This window comes from Xanthomonas sp. DAR 80977 (genome assembly GCF_041240605.1).
GTDB classification, from domain to species: Bacteria; Pseudomonadota; Gammaproteobacteria; order Xanthomonadales; family Xanthomonadaceae; genus Xanthomonas_A; species Xanthomonas_A bundabergensis.
This window is the reverse complement of record NZ_CP162487.1, coordinates 636,620-655,749: the sequence shown is the minus strand read 5'-3', so window position 1 is coordinate 655,749 and position 19,130 is coordinate 636,620. Positions and strand designations below refer to the sequence as shown.

Annotated in this window: 14 protein-coding genes; 4 read left to right on the top strand and 10 right to left on the bottom strand. The window is 70.1% G+C overall.

Annotation, left to right across the window (positions count from 1 at the left end; genetic code table 11):
- Nucleotides 1–201 precede the first annotated feature (201 nt).
- The 3 genes from AB3X10_RS02915 (at nucleotide 202) to AB3X10_RS02905 (ending at nucleotide 8,116) form a co-directional block, all read left to right on the top strand.
- Nucleotides 202–1,449, top strand: a complete 1,248-nt coding sequence (locus AB3X10_RS02915; RefSeq protein WP_369978917.1) for an efflux RND transporter periplasmic adaptor subunit — start codon at nucleotides 202–204, stop codon at nucleotides 1,447–1,449.
- Nucleotides 1,450–1,599: 150 nt separating this feature from the next.
- Entirely contained in the window at nucleotides 1,600–4,833 is a 3,234-nt protein-coding gene (locus AB3X10_RS02910; protein WP_369978916.1) for an efflux RND transporter permease subunit, read from the top strand.
- 148 nt (nucleotides 4,834–4,981) lie between these two features.
- On the top strand, nucleotides 4,982–8,116 hold the full coding sequence (locus AB3X10_RS02905; RefSeq protein ID WP_369981618.1) for an efflux RND transporter permease subunit: 3,135 nt from the start codon (nucleotides 4,982–4,984) through the stop codon (nucleotides 8,114–8,116).
- 251 nt (nucleotides 8,117–8,367) lie between these two features.
- Here AB3X10_RS02905 and AB3X10_RS02900 read toward each other — a convergent pair whose 3' ends face one another.
- The 9 genes from AB3X10_RS02900 to AB3X10_RS02860 all read right to left on the bottom strand — a co-directional run bounded on the left by AB3X10_RS02900 (nucleotide 8,368) and on the right by AB3X10_RS02860 (nucleotide 16,398).
- Nucleotides 8,368–9,729: a VOC family protein gene (locus tag AB3X10_RS02900; protein WP_369978914.1), complete on the bottom strand. Its 1,362-nt coding sequence runs from the start codon at nucleotides 9,727–9,729 to the stop codon at nucleotides 8,368–8,370.
- A gap of 463 nt (nucleotides 9,730–10,192) precedes the next feature.
- On the bottom strand, nucleotides 10,193–10,735 hold the full coding sequence (locus tag AB3X10_RS02895; protein WP_369978912.1) for a hypothetical protein: 543 nt from the start codon (nucleotides 10,733–10,735) through the stop codon (nucleotides 10,193–10,195).
- A 314-nt stretch (nucleotides 10,736–11,049) separates the two neighbouring features.
- Nucleotides 11,050–11,817 (bottom strand): HAD family hydrolase, encoded by a 768-nt coding sequence (locus tag AB3X10_RS02890; RefSeq protein ID WP_369978910.1) that lies wholly within the window; start codon nucleotides 11,815–11,817, stop codon nucleotides 11,050–11,052.
- 22 nt (nucleotides 11,818–11,839) lie between these two features.
- On the bottom strand, nucleotides 11,840–12,253 hold the full coding sequence (locus AB3X10_RS02885) for an EF-hand domain-containing protein (protein ID WP_369978908.1): 414 nt from the start codon (nucleotides 12,251–12,253) through the stop codon (nucleotides 11,840–11,842).
- Between the two features lie 210 nt (nucleotides 12,254–12,463).
- Nucleotides 12,464–12,820 carry an EF-hand domain-containing protein gene (locus tag AB3X10_RS02880; RefSeq protein ID WP_145703414.1) on the bottom strand — a complete coding sequence of 119 codons (357 nt, stop codon included), beginning with the start codon at nucleotides 12,818–12,820 and terminating at the stop codon, nucleotides 12,464–12,466.
- 227 nt (nucleotides 12,821–13,047) lie between these two features.
- Complete coding sequence (locus AB3X10_RS02875) at nucleotides 13,048–13,437, bottom strand: hypothetical protein (protein WP_369978905.1); 390 nt, start codon at nucleotides 13,435–13,437, stop codon at nucleotides 13,048–13,050.
- Nucleotides 13,438–13,639: 202 nt separating this feature from the next.
- On the bottom strand, nucleotides 13,640–13,837 hold the full coding sequence (locus tag AB3X10_RS02870; RefSeq protein ID WP_369978903.1) for a CPXCG motif-containing cysteine-rich protein: 198 nt from the start codon (nucleotides 13,835–13,837) through the stop codon (nucleotides 13,640–13,642).
- Nucleotides 13,838–13,868: 31 nt separating this feature from the next.
- On the bottom strand, nucleotides 13,869–14,648 hold the full coding sequence (locus tag AB3X10_RS02865; RefSeq protein WP_369978901.1) for a M15 family metallopeptidase: 780 nt from the start codon (nucleotides 14,646–14,648) through the stop codon (nucleotides 13,869–13,871).
- A gap of 94 nt (nucleotides 14,649–14,742) precedes the next feature.
- Entirely contained in the window at nucleotides 14,743–16,398 is a 1,656-nt protein-coding gene (locus AB3X10_RS02860) for an MFS transporter (protein ID WP_369978899.1), read from the bottom strand.
- A gap of 133 nt (nucleotides 16,399–16,531) precedes the next feature.
- Here AB3X10_RS02860 and AB3X10_RS02855 point away from each other — a divergent pair, with 133 nt between their 5' ends.
- Nucleotides 16,532–17,440, top strand: a complete 909-nt coding sequence (locus tag AB3X10_RS02855) for a LysR substrate-binding domain-containing protein (RefSeq protein WP_369978897.1) — start codon at nucleotides 16,532–16,534, stop codon at nucleotides 17,438–17,440.
- Nucleotides 17,441–17,746: 306 nt separating this feature from the next.
- Here AB3X10_RS02855 and AB3X10_RS02850 read toward each other — a convergent pair whose 3' ends face one another.
- Nucleotides 17,747–19,126 carry an XVIPCD domain-containing protein gene (locus tag AB3X10_RS02850; protein ID WP_369978895.1) on the bottom strand — a complete coding sequence of 460 codons (1,380 nt, stop codon included), beginning with the start codon at nucleotides 19,124–19,126 and terminating at the stop codon, nucleotides 17,747–17,749.
- Between the last annotated feature and the right edge of the window lie 4 nt (nucleotides 19,127–19,130).

The window sequence follows — 19,130 nt, the reverse complement described above, 5'->3', positions numbered from 1 at the left end:
GCGGAAAAACCCTTAGGAATCCGTGTCAACCGATCCGCCACTGGCGCGTTGCCGCTGCCAGCGACGCCGCCGCAGGCGTGCGCGTCCTATCCCTTCAGTCATGGTCCAATCGCAGCACGCCGGCGATATGCTTCACCGCTTGTCGCACCAGCCACTGCGGGAGGGTCCCCCACCCCGCCTCGCCACAGGAGTTACCCCCGGATGTCGCGTTTCTGGAAGATTGCGCTGCTGATCGTCGCAGCGGTGGTGGTGGTGCTCGTGGGCGCGCACTTCCTGCGCAGTGGCAATGGCCACGGCCGTGGCGGCGCGGGGGCGAGCGGCGATGCCGACGACAGCGCGCCGGTTCCGGTCACCGTGGTCGCCGCCGGCAGCCAGGCGGTGCCGATCTACGCCACCGCCACCGGCACCGTGACCGCGCTCAGCACGGTCACCGTCAACCCGCAGGTCGGCGGCCAGCTGATGAGCCTGAACTTCCGCGAGGGCCAGGAAGTGAAGAAGGGCGATGTGCTGGCGCAGATCGACCCGCGCTCGCTGCAGGCCAGCTACGACGAGGCGGCGGCGAGCAAGCGCCAGAACCAGGCGCTGCTGGCCACCGCCCGCTCCACCTTCCAGCGCTCCGATTCGCCGGCCTACCGCCAGTACGTGGCCAAGACCGACCTGGACACGCAGCGCAACCAGGTGGCGCAGTACGAGGCCGCGGTCGCCGCCAACGACGCGTCGATGCGCGCGGCGCAGGTGCAGCTGCAGTACACCCGCATCATCGCCCCGACCGACGGCATCACCGGCATCCGCGGCGTGGACGTGGGCAATATCGTCAGCACCAGCAGCAGCATCGTCACCATCACCCAGATCCATCCGATCTACGTGGTCTTCAACCTGGCCGAACGCGAGCTGCAGGGCCTGCGCGAGGCGCAGGCGGCCGGGCCGCTGACCGTGGCGGCGCTGGACCGTACCGATGCGCACGTGATCGCCGGCGACGGCCGGGTCGACGTGATCGACAACCAGATCAGCAGCGACACCGGCACCTTCAAGGTCCGCGCCGAGTTCCCCAACCCGGGCAACGCGCTGTGGCCGGGCCAGTTCGTCAACGTGCGGCTGACCCTGCGCACGCTGGCCAGCGGCGTGGTGGTGCCGACCCAGGCGGTGCAGCGCGGCCCCGACGGCGACTACGTGTACGTGGTGCAGGGCGACAACACGGTCAAGATGCAGACGGTGGTGCAGGGCGTGGAGGTGGGCGACAGCCAGGTGCAGCTGGCGCAGGGCCTGAAGGCCGGCGAGCGGGTGGTCACCGAAGGCCAGTTCCGGCTCAAGCCCGGCGCCAAGGTCACCCCGCTGAAGCCGGGCGAGGCGCCGCCGCAACCCACCGAGGCCGAACTGAAGGCGGCGGAAAGCAAGCAGCAGCGCAAGGACGGCGCTGGCGGCGGCCGGCGCGGCGGCGGCCCGCGCTAAGGCCCGGCGCGCGGCCCGGCGCCCTGCGTCCGGCCGCGCCGGCGCGCACGGCCCAGGGCCGAACGCCGCACGCCCCCAGGCGGCGCGCGCGCCATCGGCGCCGCCGCAGATCGATCCGCTCCATCCCGACTTCCGAGCAAGGACACCCCCGTGGGCTTTTCGACGATCTTCATCCGCCGCCCGATCGCCACCACCTTGCTGATGGCCGGCGTGCTGCTGCTCGGCATCCTCGGCTACCGGCAGCTGCCGGTGTCGGCGCTGCCGGAGATCGACGCGCCCAGCCTGGTGGTGACCACCCAGTACCCCGGCGCCAACGCCAGCACCATGGCCTCGCTGGTGACCACGCCGCTGGAGCGGCAGCTGGGGCAGATCTCCGGCCTGCAGATGATGACCTCCGACTCGTCGGCGGGCCTGTCCACGATCATCCTGCAGTTCGCGATGGACCGCGACATCGACATCGCCGCGCAGGACGTGCAGGCGGCGATCCGCCAGTCCACCCTGCCCTCGTCGCTGCCCTACCAGCCGGTCTACAACCGGGTGAACCCGGCCGACGCGGCGATCCTGACCCTCAAGCTCAGCTCCGACACGCTGCCGCTGCGCGACGTCAACAACTACGCCGACTCGATCCTGGCGCAGCGCCTGTCGCAGGTGCCCGGCGTGGGCCTGGTGTCGATCGCCGGCAACGTGCGCCCGGCCGTGCGCATCCAGGTCAACCCGGCGCAGCTGTCGAACATGGACCTGACCATGGAGGCGCTGCGCAGCGCGCTGACCGAGACCAACGTCAACGCGCCGAAGGGCTCGCTCAACGGCAAGACCCAGTCCTACAGCATCGGCACCAACGACCAGCTGGCCAGCGCCGCCGACTACCGCGACACCGTCATCAGCTACAAGAACGGCGCGCCGGTGCGGCTGTCGGACGTGGCGCAGGTGGTGGACGGGGTGGAGAACGACCAGCTCGCGGCCTGGGCCGACGGCAAGCCGGCGGTGCTGCTGGAGGTGCGCCGCCAGCCCGGCGCCAACATCGTGCAGACGGTGGAGCAGATCCGCGCGATCCTGCCGCAGCTGCAGGCGGTGCTGCCCAGCGGCGTGCACCTGGACGTGTTCTCCGACCGCACCGAGACCATCCGCGCCTCGGTGCACGAGGTCAAGTTCACCCTGATCCTGACCATCGGCCTGGTGGTGGCGGTGATCTTCGTGTTCCTGCGCCGGCTGTGGGCCACGATCATCCCGTCGGTGGCGGTGCCGCTGTCGCTGGCCGGCACCTTCGCGGTGATGGCCTTCGCCGGCATGTCGCTGGACAACCTGTCGCTGATGGCGCTGGTGGTGGCCACCGGCTTCGTGGTCGACGATGCGATCGTGATGATCGAGAACATCGTGCGCTACATCGAGCAGGGCAAGAGCGGGCGCGAGGCGGCGGAGATCGGCGCCAAGCAGATCGGCTTCACCGTGCTGTCGCTGACCGTGTCGCTGGTGGCGGTGTTCCTGCCGCTGCTGCTGATGCCGGGCGTCACCGGGCGGCTGTTCCACGAGTTCGCCTGGGTGCTGTCGATCGCGGTGGTGATCTCGATGCTGGTGTCGCTGACGCTGACGCCGATGATGTGCGCCTACCTGCTCAAGCCCGACGCGCTGCCCGAGGGCGAGGACGCGCACGAGCGCGCGGCCGCGGCCGGCAAGACCACCGTGTGGACGCGCACCGTGGCGCTGTACGAGCGCACCCTGGACTGGGTGCTCGGGCACCAGCCGCTGACCCTGGCGATCGCGCTGGCGACGATGGTGCTGACCGTGGTGCTGTACGTGGTGATCCCCAAGGGCCTGCTGCCCGAGCAGGACACCGGGCTGATCACCGGCGTGGTCCAGGCCGACCAGAACGTGGCGTTCCCGCAGATGCAGCAGCGCACCCAGGCGGTGGCCGAGGCGCTGCGCCGGGATCCGGCGGTGACCGGGGTCGCCGCGTTCATCGGCGCCGGCTCGATGAATCCGACCCTCAACCAGGGCCAGCTGAGCATCGTGCTGAAGACCCGCGCCGACCGCGACAGCCTGGACGAGGTGCTGCCGCGACTGCAGAAGGCGGTGGCCGGGCTGCCGGGCGTGGCGCTGTACCTGAAGCCGGTGCAGGACGTGACCCTGGACACGCGCGTGGCCGCCACCGAATACCAGTACTCGCTGTCGGACGTGGACAGCGCCGAGCTGGCGGTGCAGGGCGCGCGCCTGACCGAGGCGCTGCGCAAGCTCCCGGAACTGGCCGACGTGGACAACAACCTGGCCAACCAGGGCCGCGCGCTGGAACTGACCGTGGACCGCGACAAGGCCAGCGCGCTCGGCGTGCCGATGCAGACCATCGACGACACCCTGTACGACGCGTTCGGCCAGCGCCAGATCTCCACCATCTTCACCCAGCTCAACCAGTACCGCGTGGTGCTGGAAGTGGCGCCGGAGTTCCGCAACAGCACCGCGCTGCTGAACCAGCTGGCGGTGGCCAGCAACGGCAGCGGCGCGCTGACCGCCAGCAACGCCACCAGCTTCGGCCAGACCACCTCCAGCAACTCGTCCACCGCCACCGGCATCGGCAACCAGAACACCGGCATCGCCGTCGGCGGCGGCGGCACCGTGCCGCTGGCCGCGCTGGCCGAGGCCAGGGTCACCACCACCCCGCTGGTGGTCAGCCACCAGCAGCAGCTGCCGGCGGTGACGGTGTCGTTCAACCTGGCGCCGGGCTATTCGCTGTCGCAGGCGGTGGCGGCGATCGAGCGGACCAGCGAGCAGTTGCAGCTGCCGCCGCAGCTGCATGCCGAATTCATCGGCAAGGCCGCCGAATTCACCGGCAGCCAGACCGACATCGTGTGGCTGCTGCTGGCCTCGGTGGTGCTGATCTACATCGTGCTGGGCGTGCTCTACGAGAGCTACATCCATCCGCTGACGATCATCTCCACGCTGCCGCCGGCCGGCGTCGGCGCGCTGCTGGCGCTGATGCTGTGCGGGCTGAGCCTGTCGGTGGACGGCATCGTCGGCATCGTGCTGCTGATCGGCATCGTCAAGAAGAACGCGATCATGATGATCGACTTCGCGATCGACGCGCGCCGCGAAGGCGCCAACGCGCACGACGCGATCCGCCGCGCCTGCCTGCTGCGCTTCCGCCCGATCATGATGACCACCGCCGCGGCGATGCTCGGCGCGCTGCCGCTGGCGCTGGGCGACGGCATCGGCTCGGAACTGCGGCGCCCGCTGGGCATCGCCATCGTCGGCGGCCTGCTGCTGTCGCAGCTGGTCACGCTGTACACCACGCCGGTGATCTACCTGTACATGGAGCGCTTCTCCGAGCGCTTGCGCGCCTACCGCGAGCGCCGCGCGGCGCGGCACGCGGCGGCGGCGGAGCGTCCGGCGTGAGGGGCCGGGAATCGGGATTGGGGAATGGGGAATCGCCGGGCGTCTGCAGCCTGCGGTCGCCCCGAACGCCTGACGACTTGCGCGAGCAAGGAGCGTGCAAGTGCGCCGCTTCGCGAATCCCGAATCCCCAATCCCCACTCCCGGCCCCATGAACATCTCCGGCCCCTTCATCCGCCGCCCGATCGGCACCACGCTGCTGGCCATCGGCCTGTTCGTGATCGGCATGATGTGCTACCTGCGCCTGGGCGTGGCGGCGCTGCCGAACATCTCCATCCCGGTGATCTTCGTGCAGGCCAGCCAGGCCGGCGCCGACGCCTCGACGATGGCGTCCACGGTCACCGCGCCGCTGGAACGGCACCTGGGCCAGATCCCCGGCATCGACACCATGCGCTCCTCCAGTTCGGAGGGGAACAGCCAGGTGTTCATGATGTTCCAGAGCGACCGCAACATCGATTCGGCCGCGCAGGACGTGCAGACCGCGATCAATGCCGCGCAGGCGGACCTGCCCTCGGGCCTGTCCACGCCGCGCTATCAGAAGGCCAATCCCAACGACGACCCGGTCATCGCCATCGCGCTGACCTCGGACACGCAATCGGCCGACGAGCTGTACAACGTCGCCGACTCGCTGCTGGCGCAGCGCCTGCGCCAGATCACCGGCGTGGCCTCGGTCGACATCGGCGGCGCCTCCACCCCGGCGGTGCGGGTGGACGTGAACCTGCGCGCGCTCAACGCGATGGGCCTGACCCCGGACGACCTGCGCAATTCGGTGCGCGCGGCCAACGTGACCTCGCCCACCGGCTTCCTCAGCGACGGCAGCTCCACCACCGCGATCGTGGCCAACGATTCGGTGGCCAAGGCCGCCGACTTCGCCCAGTTGGTGATCTCGCAGCAGGACGGCCGCACCGTGCGCCTGCGCGACGTGGCCAACGTCTACGACGGCCAGCAGGACGCCTACCAGGCGGCCTGGTTCGGCGGCAAGCCGGCGGTGGTGATGTATGTGTTCACCCGCGCCGGCGCCAACATCGTGGAGACGGTGGACCGGGTCAAGGCGCAGATCCCGATGCTGCGCGGCTACCTGCAGCCTGGCACCAGGATGTCCGCCTACTTCGACCGCACCCCGACCATCCGCGCCTCGTTGAACGAGGTGCAGGCCACGCTGTTGATCAGCCTGGCGATGGTGGTGCTGACCATGGCGCTGTTCCTGCGCCGGCTGGCGCCGACGCTGATCGCCGCGGCCACCGTGCCGCTGTCGCTGGCCGGCGCGGCGCTGGCGATGTACGTGATGGGCTTCACCCTGAACAACCTGAGCCTGCTGGCGCTGGTGATCGCGATCGGCTTCGTCGTCGACGATGCGATCGTGGTGATCGAGAACATCATGCGCCACCTCGACGAAGGCATGTCGCGCCTGGACGCTGCACTGGCCGGCGCGCGCGAGATCGGCTTCACCATCGTCTCGATCACCGCGTCGCTGGTGGCGGTGTTCATCCCGATCCTGTTCGCCAGCGGCATGATCGGTGCGTTCTTCCGCGAGTTCACCGTGACCCTGGTCGCGGCGATCTGCGTCTCGGCGGTGGTCTCGCTGACCCTGACCCCGGCGCTGTGCAGCCGCTTCCTGTCCGCGCATGCCGAACCGGAGCGGCCCGGCCGTTTCGGCGCATGGCTGGAGCGCGTGCACGCCGGCATGCTGCGCGTGTACACGGTGGCGCTGGATTTCTCGCTGCGGCACGCGCTGCTGCTGGCGCTGACTCCGCTGCTGCTGATCGCCGCCACCGTGTTCCTGGCCGGCGCGGTGAAGAAGGGTTCGTTCCCGGCGCAGGACACCGGCCTGATCTGGGGCCGCGCCAGTTCCAGCGCCACCGTGTCCTTCGCCGACATGGTCAACCGCCAGCGCCGCATCACCGACATGCTGATGTCCGACCCGGCGGTGAAGATCGTCGGCGCGCGCCTGGGCAGCAGTCGCCAGGGCTCCAGCGCCAGCTTCAACATCGAGCTCAAGCGCCGCGACGAGGGCCGCACCGAGACCACCGCGCAGGTGCTGTCGCGGCTCAGCGCCAAGGCCGACCGCTACCCGGACCTGCAACTGCGCCTGCGCGCGATCCAGGACCTTCCCAGCGACGGCGGCGGCGGCACCAGCCAGGGCGCGCAGTACCGCGTCTCGCTGCAGGGCAACGACAACGCGCAGCTGCAGGAATGGCTGCCCAAGCTGCAGGCGGCGCTGAAGCAGAACCCGAAGCTGCGCGACGTCGGCACCGACGTGGACACCGCCGGCCTGCGCCAGAACATCGTCATCAACCGCGCCCAGGCCGCGCGCCTGGGCGTGTCGATCGGCTCGATCGACGGCGCGCTGTACGGCGCGTTCGGCCAGCGCCAGATCTCCACGATCTATTCGGACCTCAACCAGTACAGCGTGGTGGTCAACGCATTGCCCGAGCAGACCGCCACGCCGGCGGCGCTGGACCGGATCTACGTGCCCACGCGCAGCGGCGCGATGGTGCCGCTCACCGCCGTGGCACACCAGGTGCCGGGGCTGGCGCCGCCGCAGATCACCCATCAGAACCAGTACACGACGATGGACCTGAGCTACAACCTGGCACCCGGGGTGAGCACCGGCGAAGGCGATGCGATCATCGCCGCCACCGTCGCCGGCCTGCGCATGCCCGGCGACATCCGCATCGCCGACGGCGGCGGCTTCGGCGTGGCACTGCAGCCGAATTCGATGCTGATCCTGGTGCTGGCGGCGATCGTGGTGGTCTACATCGTGCTGGGCATGCTGTACGAAAGCCTGGTGCACCCGGTGACGATCCTGTCCACGCTGCCGGCCGCCGGCATGGGCGCGCTGCTGGCGCTGTGGGTCACCAACACCGAGCTGTCGGTGATCTCGATGATCGCGCTGGTGCTGCTGATCGGCATCGTCAAGAAGAACGCGATCATGATGATCGACTTCGCCCTGGTCGCCGAACGCCAGCACGGCAAGTCGCCGCTGGACGCGGTGCGCGAGGCCTGCGTGGTGCGCTTCCGCCCGATCATGATGACCACGATGGTGGCGATCCTGGCCGCGGTGCCGCTGGCGGTGGGCCTGGGCGAAGGTTCGGAGCTGCGCCGCCCGCTGGGCATCGCGATGATCGGCGGCCTGCTGATCTCGCAGAGCCTGACCCTGCTCAGCACCCCGGCGCTGTACGTGATCTTCTCCTGCCTGCGCGAGCGCTGGCGCGCGCGGCGGGCACGGGCACGCGAGCGGCGCCAGGCGCGTCGCGCGCCGCAACAGCCGGCCGCATCGCACTAGTCGGTCTGCATTTACTCAAAGCGCAGCGCTTGGTGCCGGACCCTCACCCCAACCCCTCTCCCGGTGGGAGAGGGGCTATGCACCGCGGCTGTTCCTTCTCCCACCGGGACCATGGCCCCCTTTTCGGGGGAAGGTGCCCCGAAGGGGCGGATGAGGGTACGGGCGCAGCCTCGCGCACCCAAACTCCACGAGACGCTTCGCGCCGGACCCTCACCCCGACCCCTCTCCCGGTGGGAGAGGGGCTTTGTGGGTCAGGCCTTCAGGGCTTCCAGCGAGGCGCGCTCGATGTCCGCGTAGATCGCGAACTCGTCGTGCACCGGCGCGCCCAGCGCCTGTTCGAACGCAGCGCGGTTGGCGTGCGCGGCATAGGCGCGCTGTTCGCCGCCGCCGAGGTTGGACTGGAAGATGCCGGCGGCGCTGACCGGCAGGAAATCCTCGTAGACGATCGGGTCGGCGCTGGCCAGGCCGTCGGCGATCAAGGCCTCGGCAGGCTTGCCGGCCAGCGCCGCGGCGCCCGCCGCGCGGCCGGCATCGGTCAACGCGTAACGGAAATAGCCCAGGCCTTCGCGGCGCAGCGTGGCGTGGTCGTCGGGGAAATCGGCGAAGGCGGCCTGCAGGCGCGCCGCGTAGTCGCCGCCGGCGCTGCCCTCGGCGGCGCGCGCGCGCTCGAGCAGGGCGTCGTACAGCGCGCGGCCCTTCGCGGTCAGGGCCAGCCCGCGCTGCTCGATCTCGCCGAAGCGCGCGGTGTGGGTGCCGGCCTCGGCGGCGCCATCGCCGGCCGGGAAGCGCACCGTTTCCTCCAGCGCCTTGAAACTGGTCTGGCGCAGCAGGATCGGGCAGCGCCGGCGCGGCGGACCTTCGATCACCGCCTTGGCGTCGATGCCCCGGCGCAACATCTCCGCCTGCGCCGCATCGATGTCCAGCGTGCGCGGGGTCAGGTGGTTGATGTGCGGGCCGTGGAAGCTGACCACGTCGGCGATCAGCTTGTGCGCATCGCTCAGCGCGCGGTAGGTCGGCAACGTCACGGTCGCGTCGCTGTGCCAGCGGAAGGTCTCCAGCGCCTCGGCGACGAAGCGCTGCGCGTCGGCCTCGACCAGGCCGCCGTCGCGCTCGCAGCGTTCGATCAGCTGCAGCGCGCCGTCGGTGAAGATGCGCCGCTGCGCGAGGATCTGTGCGGCCTGCGCGCGCAGCGCCGGATCCTCGATCAGTTCCAGCCGCAGCAGCGAGGTGAACACGCGGAACGGATTGCGCGCCAGCGCCGCCGCATCGAGCGGGCGGAACGCGGTGGAATGCACCGGCACGCCGGCCACCGACAGGTCGTAGTAACCGACCGGATGCATGCCCATCACCGCGAACAGCCGACGCAGCGTGGCCAGTTCCTCGGCGCTGCCGACACGGATCGCGCCATGCCGCTCCTGGTCCAGCCGCGCGCGCTCGTCGTTGCGCTGCAATTGCGCGTCCAGCGCCGGATCGGCGGCCAGGGTCGCCGCGTTGACCTGCGCCACCAGCTCCATCAGCGTGCCGTACAACGGCACCTCGGTGCGGTACATGTCGGACATGGCCTGCGCGAACAGGCTGCGGATGGCATCGGGCGAAACGAAAGCAGTGGTCATCGGGCGGTCCGGAGCGGCGGTGGCGCCGGGCATCGGGTCCGGCAGAACGCCTATTCTCGCGCCGCGGCGGCGGCGCGGCCAGTCGTGCGGCAGATGGCAGCCATGGCGAGCGTCCGGGATGGGCGCGATGGGAGCGCGGCAGCCGCGGAAGCCATGGCGGGAGATAGACAGACCGAACCGAAAATCGCGCTGGAAGTGGTATCGGGACTAAGGCGCTAGCCTCCCGGCGGCCGGCTGGCCGCAAGCCGCTGTGGGAGCGGCTTCAGTCGCGACGCGCCGATCTCGTCGTAGACGCACCGAGGCTACGCCAATATCGGGGACCGGCAGGCATCGCTGCTGCGCGCGTCGCGACTGAAGTCGCTCCCACACAAGCACCACGGGGACGGCTGGACGCCTCGCGCATCAAGCCGGGTTCCAGCACCCGCGGCCTGCCGACCGGCCCGCTGTACGCCGCCGACCGCCCCTACTGCGCAGCCGCCCGGTCGCGCTGGGCGCGATCGCCGAGCTGGCGGCGCAACAGCGCGTCCAGCTCGATCGGCCGGTCCCAGTGGTCGTAGCTGGCGACGATGGCGTGGCGCAGCGCGCGGTAGGTCAGCGACCCGGGCTCGACCTGCAGCGCGTTCGCCACGTCGGCCCAGCTGGCGTCCGGGCCGGCGCTGGCCCGCGCACGCACCACCTCGCGGTACGGCAGCCCCGCGGCCCTGGCCAGGAAGCAGGCGAAGTAGATATCGCGCGGCGGCCAGCGGCGCTCGCGCAGCAGCGCCTCGGCATAGCCGCGCGGCAGCTGCGCGTAGCGCGCCACTTCATCGAGGAAGCTGTCCGGATAGCGCGCGGCGTAGCGGTCGATGTCCAGCAGCTGGCGGTCGACCCAGGCATCGCCGCTGCCGGGCTCGGCCGCATCCGCCGCTGCAGCGATCGGCGCCGCCGCCTCCTGGGCCATTGCGGCGCTCGCCGTGCATAGCGCCAGCGGCAGGATCAGACAGGCGGAGCGCAGGCGGGACGGCATGCGTCGATTCTGCCGGATGCCGGCATCGCTGTCAGGGTGGCGCGGTCGGCACGGTCGTCAAGGAAGGCACGCAAGGCGCCGCATCCGCCCGGCATGGCGGATACGCTCGGCTTACGCCCCGCACAGGAGCGCTGCTGATGGAGAAGCGCCGGCACCGATGGTACGCGGCCATCCCGCTCGGGGCGCTCCCGCGGCGCGGCGGCCAAGGCGAGGCGCGCGCGCGTGCTTGCCGCTATCAGCGCCTGCTTTCGTACTCGCTGCACGCACTGGCGGCGCGGCGATCGAGGCCTCGGGGACAGGCGCCGCGAGCGTCCTCACGCCGGCGGCAAGACACCTTGCGCCGCCGCATGCCGGTTCAGGTCGGCCACCGCCTGCGGCCACTCGGCCGCCGTGGCCACCTCGCGCAGGCGCGGTTCGTCGGCGGACAGGCCATGCTCGGCCTCGTGCGCCCAGGTGGTGGCATACGGCGTGTGGATGCCCCAGCCGCCGAGCGCGATCACCGGCTCCACGTCCGAGCGCAGCGAATTGCCGATCATCACGAAACGCTCGGCGCCGATGCCGAATTCGGCCAGCACCCTGGCGTAGGTGGTCGGATCCTTCTCCGACACGATCTCGATGCGCGGAAACAGTTCGCCGAGCCCGGATTGCGCGATCTTGGCTTCCTGGTGGAACAGGTCGCCCTTGGTGATCAGCACCACCTCGAACTCCGCGGCGATCGCGGCCACCGCCTCGCGCACGCCGGCGATCACCTCCACCGGATGCTGCAGCGTGGCGCGGCCGATCTCGACGATGCGTTGCAGGTCGCGCGCGGAGATGCGCGCCTCGGTCAGCTCGATCGCCGCCTCGATCATCGACAGGGTCATGCCCTTGGCGCCGTAGCCGAACACCTTGAGGTTGCGCCGCTCCACCGTCAGCAAGTGCTGCAGCGTGCCGGCATCGCGCAGGTCCAGGTACTGGCCGAGGATGGCTTCGAACGCCGCTTCGGCGTCGCGGTAGTAGTCCTCGCTCTTCCACAAGGTGTCGTCGCCGTCGAAGCCGACCAGGGCGATGGCGGAGGAGCGCTGAGCGGTAGGCGTAGGCATCGCACAAGCATAGCAGCGCGGCTTATTGCGCTGCAGGGTCGCCGGGGCCGGGCTGGTAGTGCGCGTACTCCTCGCGCGACAGCGCGCCGTCGGCATCGGCGTCGAACGTGTCGAAGGTTTCGCGCAGGACCGGGTCCGCGGCGGCTTCGGCGCGGCCGATACGGCCGTCGCGGTCCAGGTCCAGCGCGGCGAAACTGCGCGCGCCTGCCGCCGCGCCGGCATCGCTGGCAGGCGCCGCCGGCACCGGCAAGGTCGATGCCGGCGGCGTGGGCAACGGCGGCAGCGTCGCCGGCGCCGGGGTAGGCGCGGGCATCGGCACGGGTTGAGGCAACGTGGGTGCGGCCGGATCCTGCTGCGCGGCGGCCAGGCCGGACGCGGCGAAACCGGTCAGCAGCGGCACCAGGCACAGGCGTAGCGAGCGGCGGGAAAGGGCCATGGCAGCCTCGTCGATCGGCGGACCGCTACCCTACACCGTGCATGTCGCGTTTCCTGGTGAAGCGCACACGGCAGAAGGGCGGCACCAGGCCGCCCTTCCTTGCGCACGTGTCGCATTCGAGTCGGTGCGGGACTGCTCGCGGCAGTCCTGCGCGGGAGCCGGCGCGCCATCGTCTAGGCGCGCCGGCCGTCGAATCAGCCAGCGTCTGCGTTACTGGCCGTTGCTGCCGGCCGCGCCGCCCTGCTGCTTGGCCACATAGGCCTTGTATTCGTCCGGCGTCAGCTTGCCGTTGTGGTCCGCATCGGCCTGCGCAAAGATCTGGCTGAGGCCTGCGTTGACCTGCGCCTCCTGCTTGCTGATCGCGCCGTCGCTGTCGGTATCGACGTCCGCCCAGGTCTGGCCGCCGCCCGAAGCGCCGGACTGCGCGGGCTGGCCGGTCGCGCTGGTGGGCGACTGCGCCTGGGTGGCGGCATCGCTCTGCGCGTCCTGGGCGAAGGCCGGCAGGGCCAGCGCGGCGGCGAGAATGGCGGCGGTCCCGATCAGCGGCGTGCGGTTACGAATGTTCATGGGTGGTCTCCTTGTGCTCTCTCGGTGTGTGGCATGCCCGGTCGAATCCGGTGCATGGCCACACCGTGCCGGTGCCAGGCTGAATCCATTCCCTTGCGAAAAAGCCTGCGCAACGCTTCGTTAACCACCGCGGCGGAAACACGCGCTACCGGCTTGGTTAGTGCCTGGTGAGCGTGCGGTAAGGCCTTCGTTCGAGACGTTCGCAACCCGCAAAGAAAGCGTGTGTTTCACCCGATTTCGCGCTCGCCGTCGCCGGATTTTTCGCTTGAACGCGAACTGAACGCGACCCACGCGATCGCCACGCCGGCGAGCGCGCCGGACACTTCCAGCACCACCCGGCTGCCCAGTTCGTTCGGATCGTGGATGCTGGCCAGCGCCAGGCGCGCGTACAACGGCGACTCCAGGCGCACGATGCCGGTGTAGAACAGGTTCCAGCAATCGATCCCGGCGGACACCGCGACCGCGATCAGGCACGACCAGCCCAGCGCATGGCCCTCGGACCACTGCAGCCAGCGGCACAGGCGATGCCACAGCGCATAGATCAGGAACCCGACCGCGAGCGCGATCAGCCCGGCTTCGAGCGAGCCCAGCAGGCCGAAGTACAGCGGCAGGTTCATTGCGGTGTTTCCGGTGACGAGGACAGCGCCAGTCTAGGGGGTGCAGTCGGTCGTGTGCGGGTCTCGCGCTGCGGATTCCGGCAGCGCATGGATGCATCGCCGCGACAGGTTGCAGGGAGCGCCTATCGCGACCGATTGCCCAAGGCCAGCCGGCGTCGCCCGCCAAGTGTCCGTCGCCGTCGTCCCGCCGATGGGAAACGCGCTAGCCGTCGTTCTCGGCACTGGCGCTCACCACTGGCGCGCCGTCCTCGTCCCAGCCCACCGTCACCAGCATCGGCCGGCAACAGACCTGGCAATCCTCCACGTACTGCTGCGCTTCGACCGACGGGTCCAGCGCCAGGTCGATCCATTCGCCGCAATACGGGCACTGCAGGTCGATGAAGCTTTGCATGCCGGACATGAGCTTGGCCTATGAAGCGAGACGGGACGCCCTAGCGTACCGGTACGTCGTAGGCGGTGCCGGGACTCGGCTCGGGCTGGAAGGTGTAGTGCCACCATTCCAGCGGGTAGTTGGCGAAGCCCTGCGCCGCCATCGCGCGCAACAGGCGCTGGCGGTTCGCGCGTTGCGCGGGGCCGATTCCCGGCGCATCGGTGTGCGCGGACGGATCGAAGAAGTCGAAGCCCGTGCCCATGTCCAGCGGCGTGCAATGGCCGCCGCGGCAGTCGAGCAGGCCCAGGTCGACGGTGGCGCCGCGGCTGTGGCCGGAGGTCTCGGCGATGTAGTCGCCGAGCAGCACGCGCTTGTCCAGGTGCGGGTAGTAGCGCGCCTTGGCGATCTGGTCGTGCAGGTCGCCCGCCCAGTTCACGAACGCGCGCACCGAGCGCTGCGGCCGGTAGCAATCGAATACCTGCAGGCTGTAGCCCTCTTCGCGCAGCGCATGCTGCACGCGTGCCAGCGCCTGCGCGACCGGGGCCAGCAGGTAGCACGTCGGTGCGTCGTAGCCCGGCACCGGGCGGCCGGTGAAGTTGTCGTGGCCGGCATAGCGGATGTCCATCGCGATGTCCGGCGCGACCTCGTGCACGTCCACCAATCCGGCTTGCGCAGGCGTGGTCGCCGGCGACAGGACCGGAGCGGGCGCCGCGCTCAGCGCGCGGCCCGGCCCGACGATGGCACATGCAGCGAACAGCGCGAGCGCGGCCCGGCGTGCGCGCCATGCCTGACGCAGGCGACGCGGCACGGGAGACGGCGCAACGGAGGCGAAATGCGGCATGGACGCAGCATAGGCCATCGCAGCGCACGACGGCCTGCCCGCGCCATTGGATTCGACCGCGAGGCACGCATGGCGGCGACCGCCTGCGTGCCGCTCAGGCGTTGTGCTTCGCGGTGCTCGCCGCCATCCGCCCGCGGCACGGCGCCGGCTCGCGCATGGCCGTGCGCGCGGGCGACGGCGCAGGATCGCCGCTCGCCGCCGCGTCGGGCGGGGGCGGCGGCACATGGACTTGCGCGTCCTCCTTGGCCGGGCGATGCGTCAGGAAACCGAACACCATGCCGCTCGACAGCACCGTGATGGCGCTGAGGATGTAGAGCAGGAGGCGAAAGGCATCGCCGTAGCCGTGCACCAGCAAGGCCCGATCGATCCAGGGCAACACGCTCCCGGCATGCGCCAGGTCGCCCATCGCCAGGCGCTGCGCGGCCTCGGGCAAGGCCTGCGCCAGATCCGCCAGTCCCGCGTCGCGCAAGCGGGACTGCACCAAGGCGGCGAGCATGGCGGCCACCACCGCCAGCGCCACGCCTTCGCCGGCCACGCGCGTGGTGCTGAAGATGCCCATCGCCATGCCGGCGCGCTCCTTGGGCACCACGCTGACCGCCAAGCCATCCATCAGGCCCCAGGGCAGGCTGGTGCCCAGGCCGATCACCAGCAGCGGCCCCAGCCACTGCGCGGAAGGCTGTCCCGGCGTGCACTGCGCCAGCCACGCCAGGCCGCCGGCAGCGGTCAGCAAGCCGATCCCGGAGATCAGGCCGGCCGACAGCCAGCGCGTCAGCATGCCCGCCAGGATCGGCACGATCAGCATCGGCGCGGACAGGGCGATCATCATGCGTCCGGCCGCCATCGCGCTGTAACCCTCGATGCCGATGAAGCGCGCCGGCAACAGCACCTGCAGCACGACGTAGCAATAGGCGGGCGCCGCCGCCAGGAACTGCACGCCGATGAAGCGCGGGTAGCGGAACAGGGACAGGTCCAGCATCGGCCGCTTCACCATGCGCTCGATCAGCACGAAGGCCGCCAGCAACACGGCCGCGACGGCCAGCGGGCCGGCCACCATGCGATCGCCCCAACCGTGCTCCGGCGCCTGCAGCAGCGCATAGGTGAACAGCGTCAACGCCGCCGTGAAGCTGAGGGCGCCGAGCCAGTCCAGGCCTTGCGCCTCCGGGTCGCGCGATTCGGGCATGCAACGCCAGCCGCAGAGCAGGGCCAGCGAACCGAGCGCGGCGACGCCGAGAAAGACCGAGCGCCATCCCAGGTGTTCGATCAGGAAACCGGCGAGCACCGGCCCGAACGCCAGGCCGACGCCGAAGGTGGTGCCCAGCAGGCTGAAGGCCCGCGTGCGCGCATGGCCGTCGAATTGCTGGGCCAGGGCCGCCGCGCCGCCGGCGAAGGCCGCCGCGCCGGCCACGCCCTGCACGGCGCGCAGCGCATCCAGCCAGACGATGTCCGGCACGAAGGCCAGGGCCAGCGACGCGGCGGCGAAACCGCCCATGCCCAGAACGAACAGGCGGCGGCGGCCGAACTGGTCGGCGAGCGCGCCGGCCGCCATCAGGCAACCGCCGAAGCCCAGCATGAAGGCATTGGTCACCCAATTCAGGGCGATGGGACTGCCGCCCAGGCCTTGCCCGATGGCGGGCAGCGCCACCGCCGGGCCGGTGAAGCTCAGCGGCATGGACGACGCAGCCAGCAATACCGCACCGAGAAGCAGCCATTGCCGCGCTTTGGGGTCATGCGTGGGGTCGGGGAACTGCATGTCCGGTCCTTGTCAAGCGCATCCACAAACGGATGGACACAAGATAGGATGGCTGCAATCGGCTTGAAACAAGCCACGATTTCGGACAGAAAAGACAAATAGTCCTCAATCCACGTCCCGCGAGGCCGAGAAAATGGACCATGTGAGCGGGCTGACCGCGTTCGTCCGCGCAGCCGAAACCCGCAGCTACGTCGCCGCATCCAGGCTGCTGGGGCTGTCGCCCTCGGCCATCGGCAAGAGCATCGCGCGGCTCGAGGCCAGGCTCGGCGTGCGGCTGTTCCATCGCAGCACGCGCAGCATCGCCCTCACCGAGGAAGGCATGCAGTTCTTCGAGCGCTGCCGCCGGATCCTGGAAGACCTGGAAGATGCGCAGGCCGCGCTCGGCAGGAACGCGACCGTGCCCCGCGGACGCCTGCGCATCAGCGTGCCCGCCGCGGGGCATCGGCTGCTGATGCCGGTGTTGCCGGCCTTCGCCCAGGCGTATCCGGAGGTGGAGCTCGATATCGATTTCAGCGACCGGCTGGTCGACGTCGTCGACGAAGGCTTCGACATGGCGATCCGCAGCGGCGCACTGGCGGACTCGCGGCTTTCGGCACGCGGCCTGTGCCCGTTCCGCTTCAGGCTGTGCGGCTCGCCGCTGTACTTCGCCAACCACGGCATGCCCTCGCACCCGCAGGAGCTGGCGGCCCATCGCTGCCTGCGCTTCAAGTTTCCATCGAGCGGCAAGCTGCAGGAGTGGCGCCTGGGCGAAGCGGACGCAGCGGCGACCGAACTGCGCGTGCCCACCAGCATGACCCTGGGCAGCATCGAAGCCACGCTGAGCGCGGCCATCGGCGGCATGGGCATCGCCTACCTGCCCGATTTCGCGGTGGAAGATGCCGTGCGGCAGGGCCTGCTGCAGACGGCGCTGGAGCGCTACAACGTGGTCGAAGGCACGTTCTGGATGCTGTGGCCTTCCCACCGCCACGTGCTGCCCAAACTGCGCGTATGGATCGACCATCTCTCGGCCAGCCTGGGCACGCGCGGCGAACAGGCGCGGTGAGCAAGAGCATCGTTGCGCCGTGCGTCGGCAGTGCCGCCGCGGCGTTATATCTTTGCGAGCGCCAGGCGGACGATGGCGCCGCTCGCGCAGCGCTGCTGCAAACGCCTCGAACATGCGGCCGCGCCCGATGCGCAGCGCGGCGCTGCATGGCAGCACAGGTGCAATCCCATACCGCGGCGAGCCACGAACGACTGCGCCGTGGCTGTTCCGTCTGCACTCGAGACGATTGGCCGCCAGCCCGGTGAAACCAGGCCGGCGCCTGTTGCAACGCGATGGCGCCGGCGGCGGCCGCCGGCGCCGCAGCGGTCAACGCCCTTGCGACGGCGCCGCTTGCGTCTGGGTGCGCTGCTGGTCCTGGCTCTGCTCCTGCGCCTGGCGCTGGGTTTCGGCCGTCAGCTGCTGCTGGCTCTGCTCCAGCGGCACCGTCGCCGCCTGCTGGCGATCGACGTAGGCGCGGTTCACGTCGTGCGGGTTGTTCGGGTTGCGCTCCACCGCGATCATGCCCTTGCCGTCGGTGCTGTTCACCAGGTCGTCGATGCGCGACATGCCGTTGACCTTGGCTTCGAACGCCACCTGCCCGGCCGCGCGCTGCATCTCCTCGCGGCTGCCGAAACCGCCGTTCGGTCCCTGCTTCTCCAGCTGCTTGACCGCCTGGTCGAACATCGGATTGTCGTGGCGCAACTGGTCGACGCCCTGCTGCCGTTGCAGGTTTTTGTCGATGGAAGCGAGCGTCTCCGGACCGGCCTTGCCGTCCACGCCCTTGAGCCGGTTGTCCTGCTGGAATTTCTCCACCGCCGCCTCGGTCTTCGGACCGTAGGTGCCGATGGCGTCCTTCGCGTCCAGGTAGCCGAGCTTGGACAGCTTCTCCTGCAGGTCCTTCACCGCCGCGCCCTGCTCGTTGCGCTTGAGCACGCCGTCGCCGTTCTCCGCGTGCGGGCCGTTGCCGCCGTGCGACTTGCCCGGCTGCGACGCGCGCTCGCGGCTGTCGTGCTGCTCGCCGGTCTTGGCGACCGTCTTGTCCAGGTCGGCCAGCTTGAACAGGTCCGCCTTCTCGTTCTCGGCACGGTTCTTTAGCGAGTCGAGGGTCTTCTGCTTCTCCACCCGCGGGAACAGCTCCTTGACGTGCTCGGCCTTGTAGTCCTGCACCGCGCCGACGATGTCCTTGTCGGAGAGCTTGGACAGGTCGTAGTCCTTGCCGAACTTCGCCTCCATCCCCTTCAGGAACACGCCCGAACCGCCCGGCTTCTTGTCGCTGCCGGGGCCGTACTGGACCGCGGTGCTCCACAGCGCGTCCTGCACCGCCGGACCGCGGTCGGACAGGTCCAGGCCCTTGTCATGCAACCGGTCGACCAGCTTGTCGTAGTGCGTGCGCTTGATGTAGTCGTGCTGTTCCTGCGCGAAGCTGCCGTCGGTCTTGGCCAGTTCCTTCCACTTCGCGCTGAAGTCGGCCGAGCCGGGCTTCAGGCCGGCGAAGTCGTCGGCGTACTTGCTGTCCTTCACGAAGGCCGCCACGGTCCCGCCCACGATGACCGTGCCTTCCTTGGTCTTGACCTGCGAGGTCATCTGGTAGGAACCGTAGGACACGCCGCCCGGATCGTCGATGCCGGAGGACACCGTGCTCGCGCCGCGCCCGCCGGTCTCGTAATGCTTGGAGGTCTGACCCAGTTCCCAGTCCTTGTCGCTCATCGTC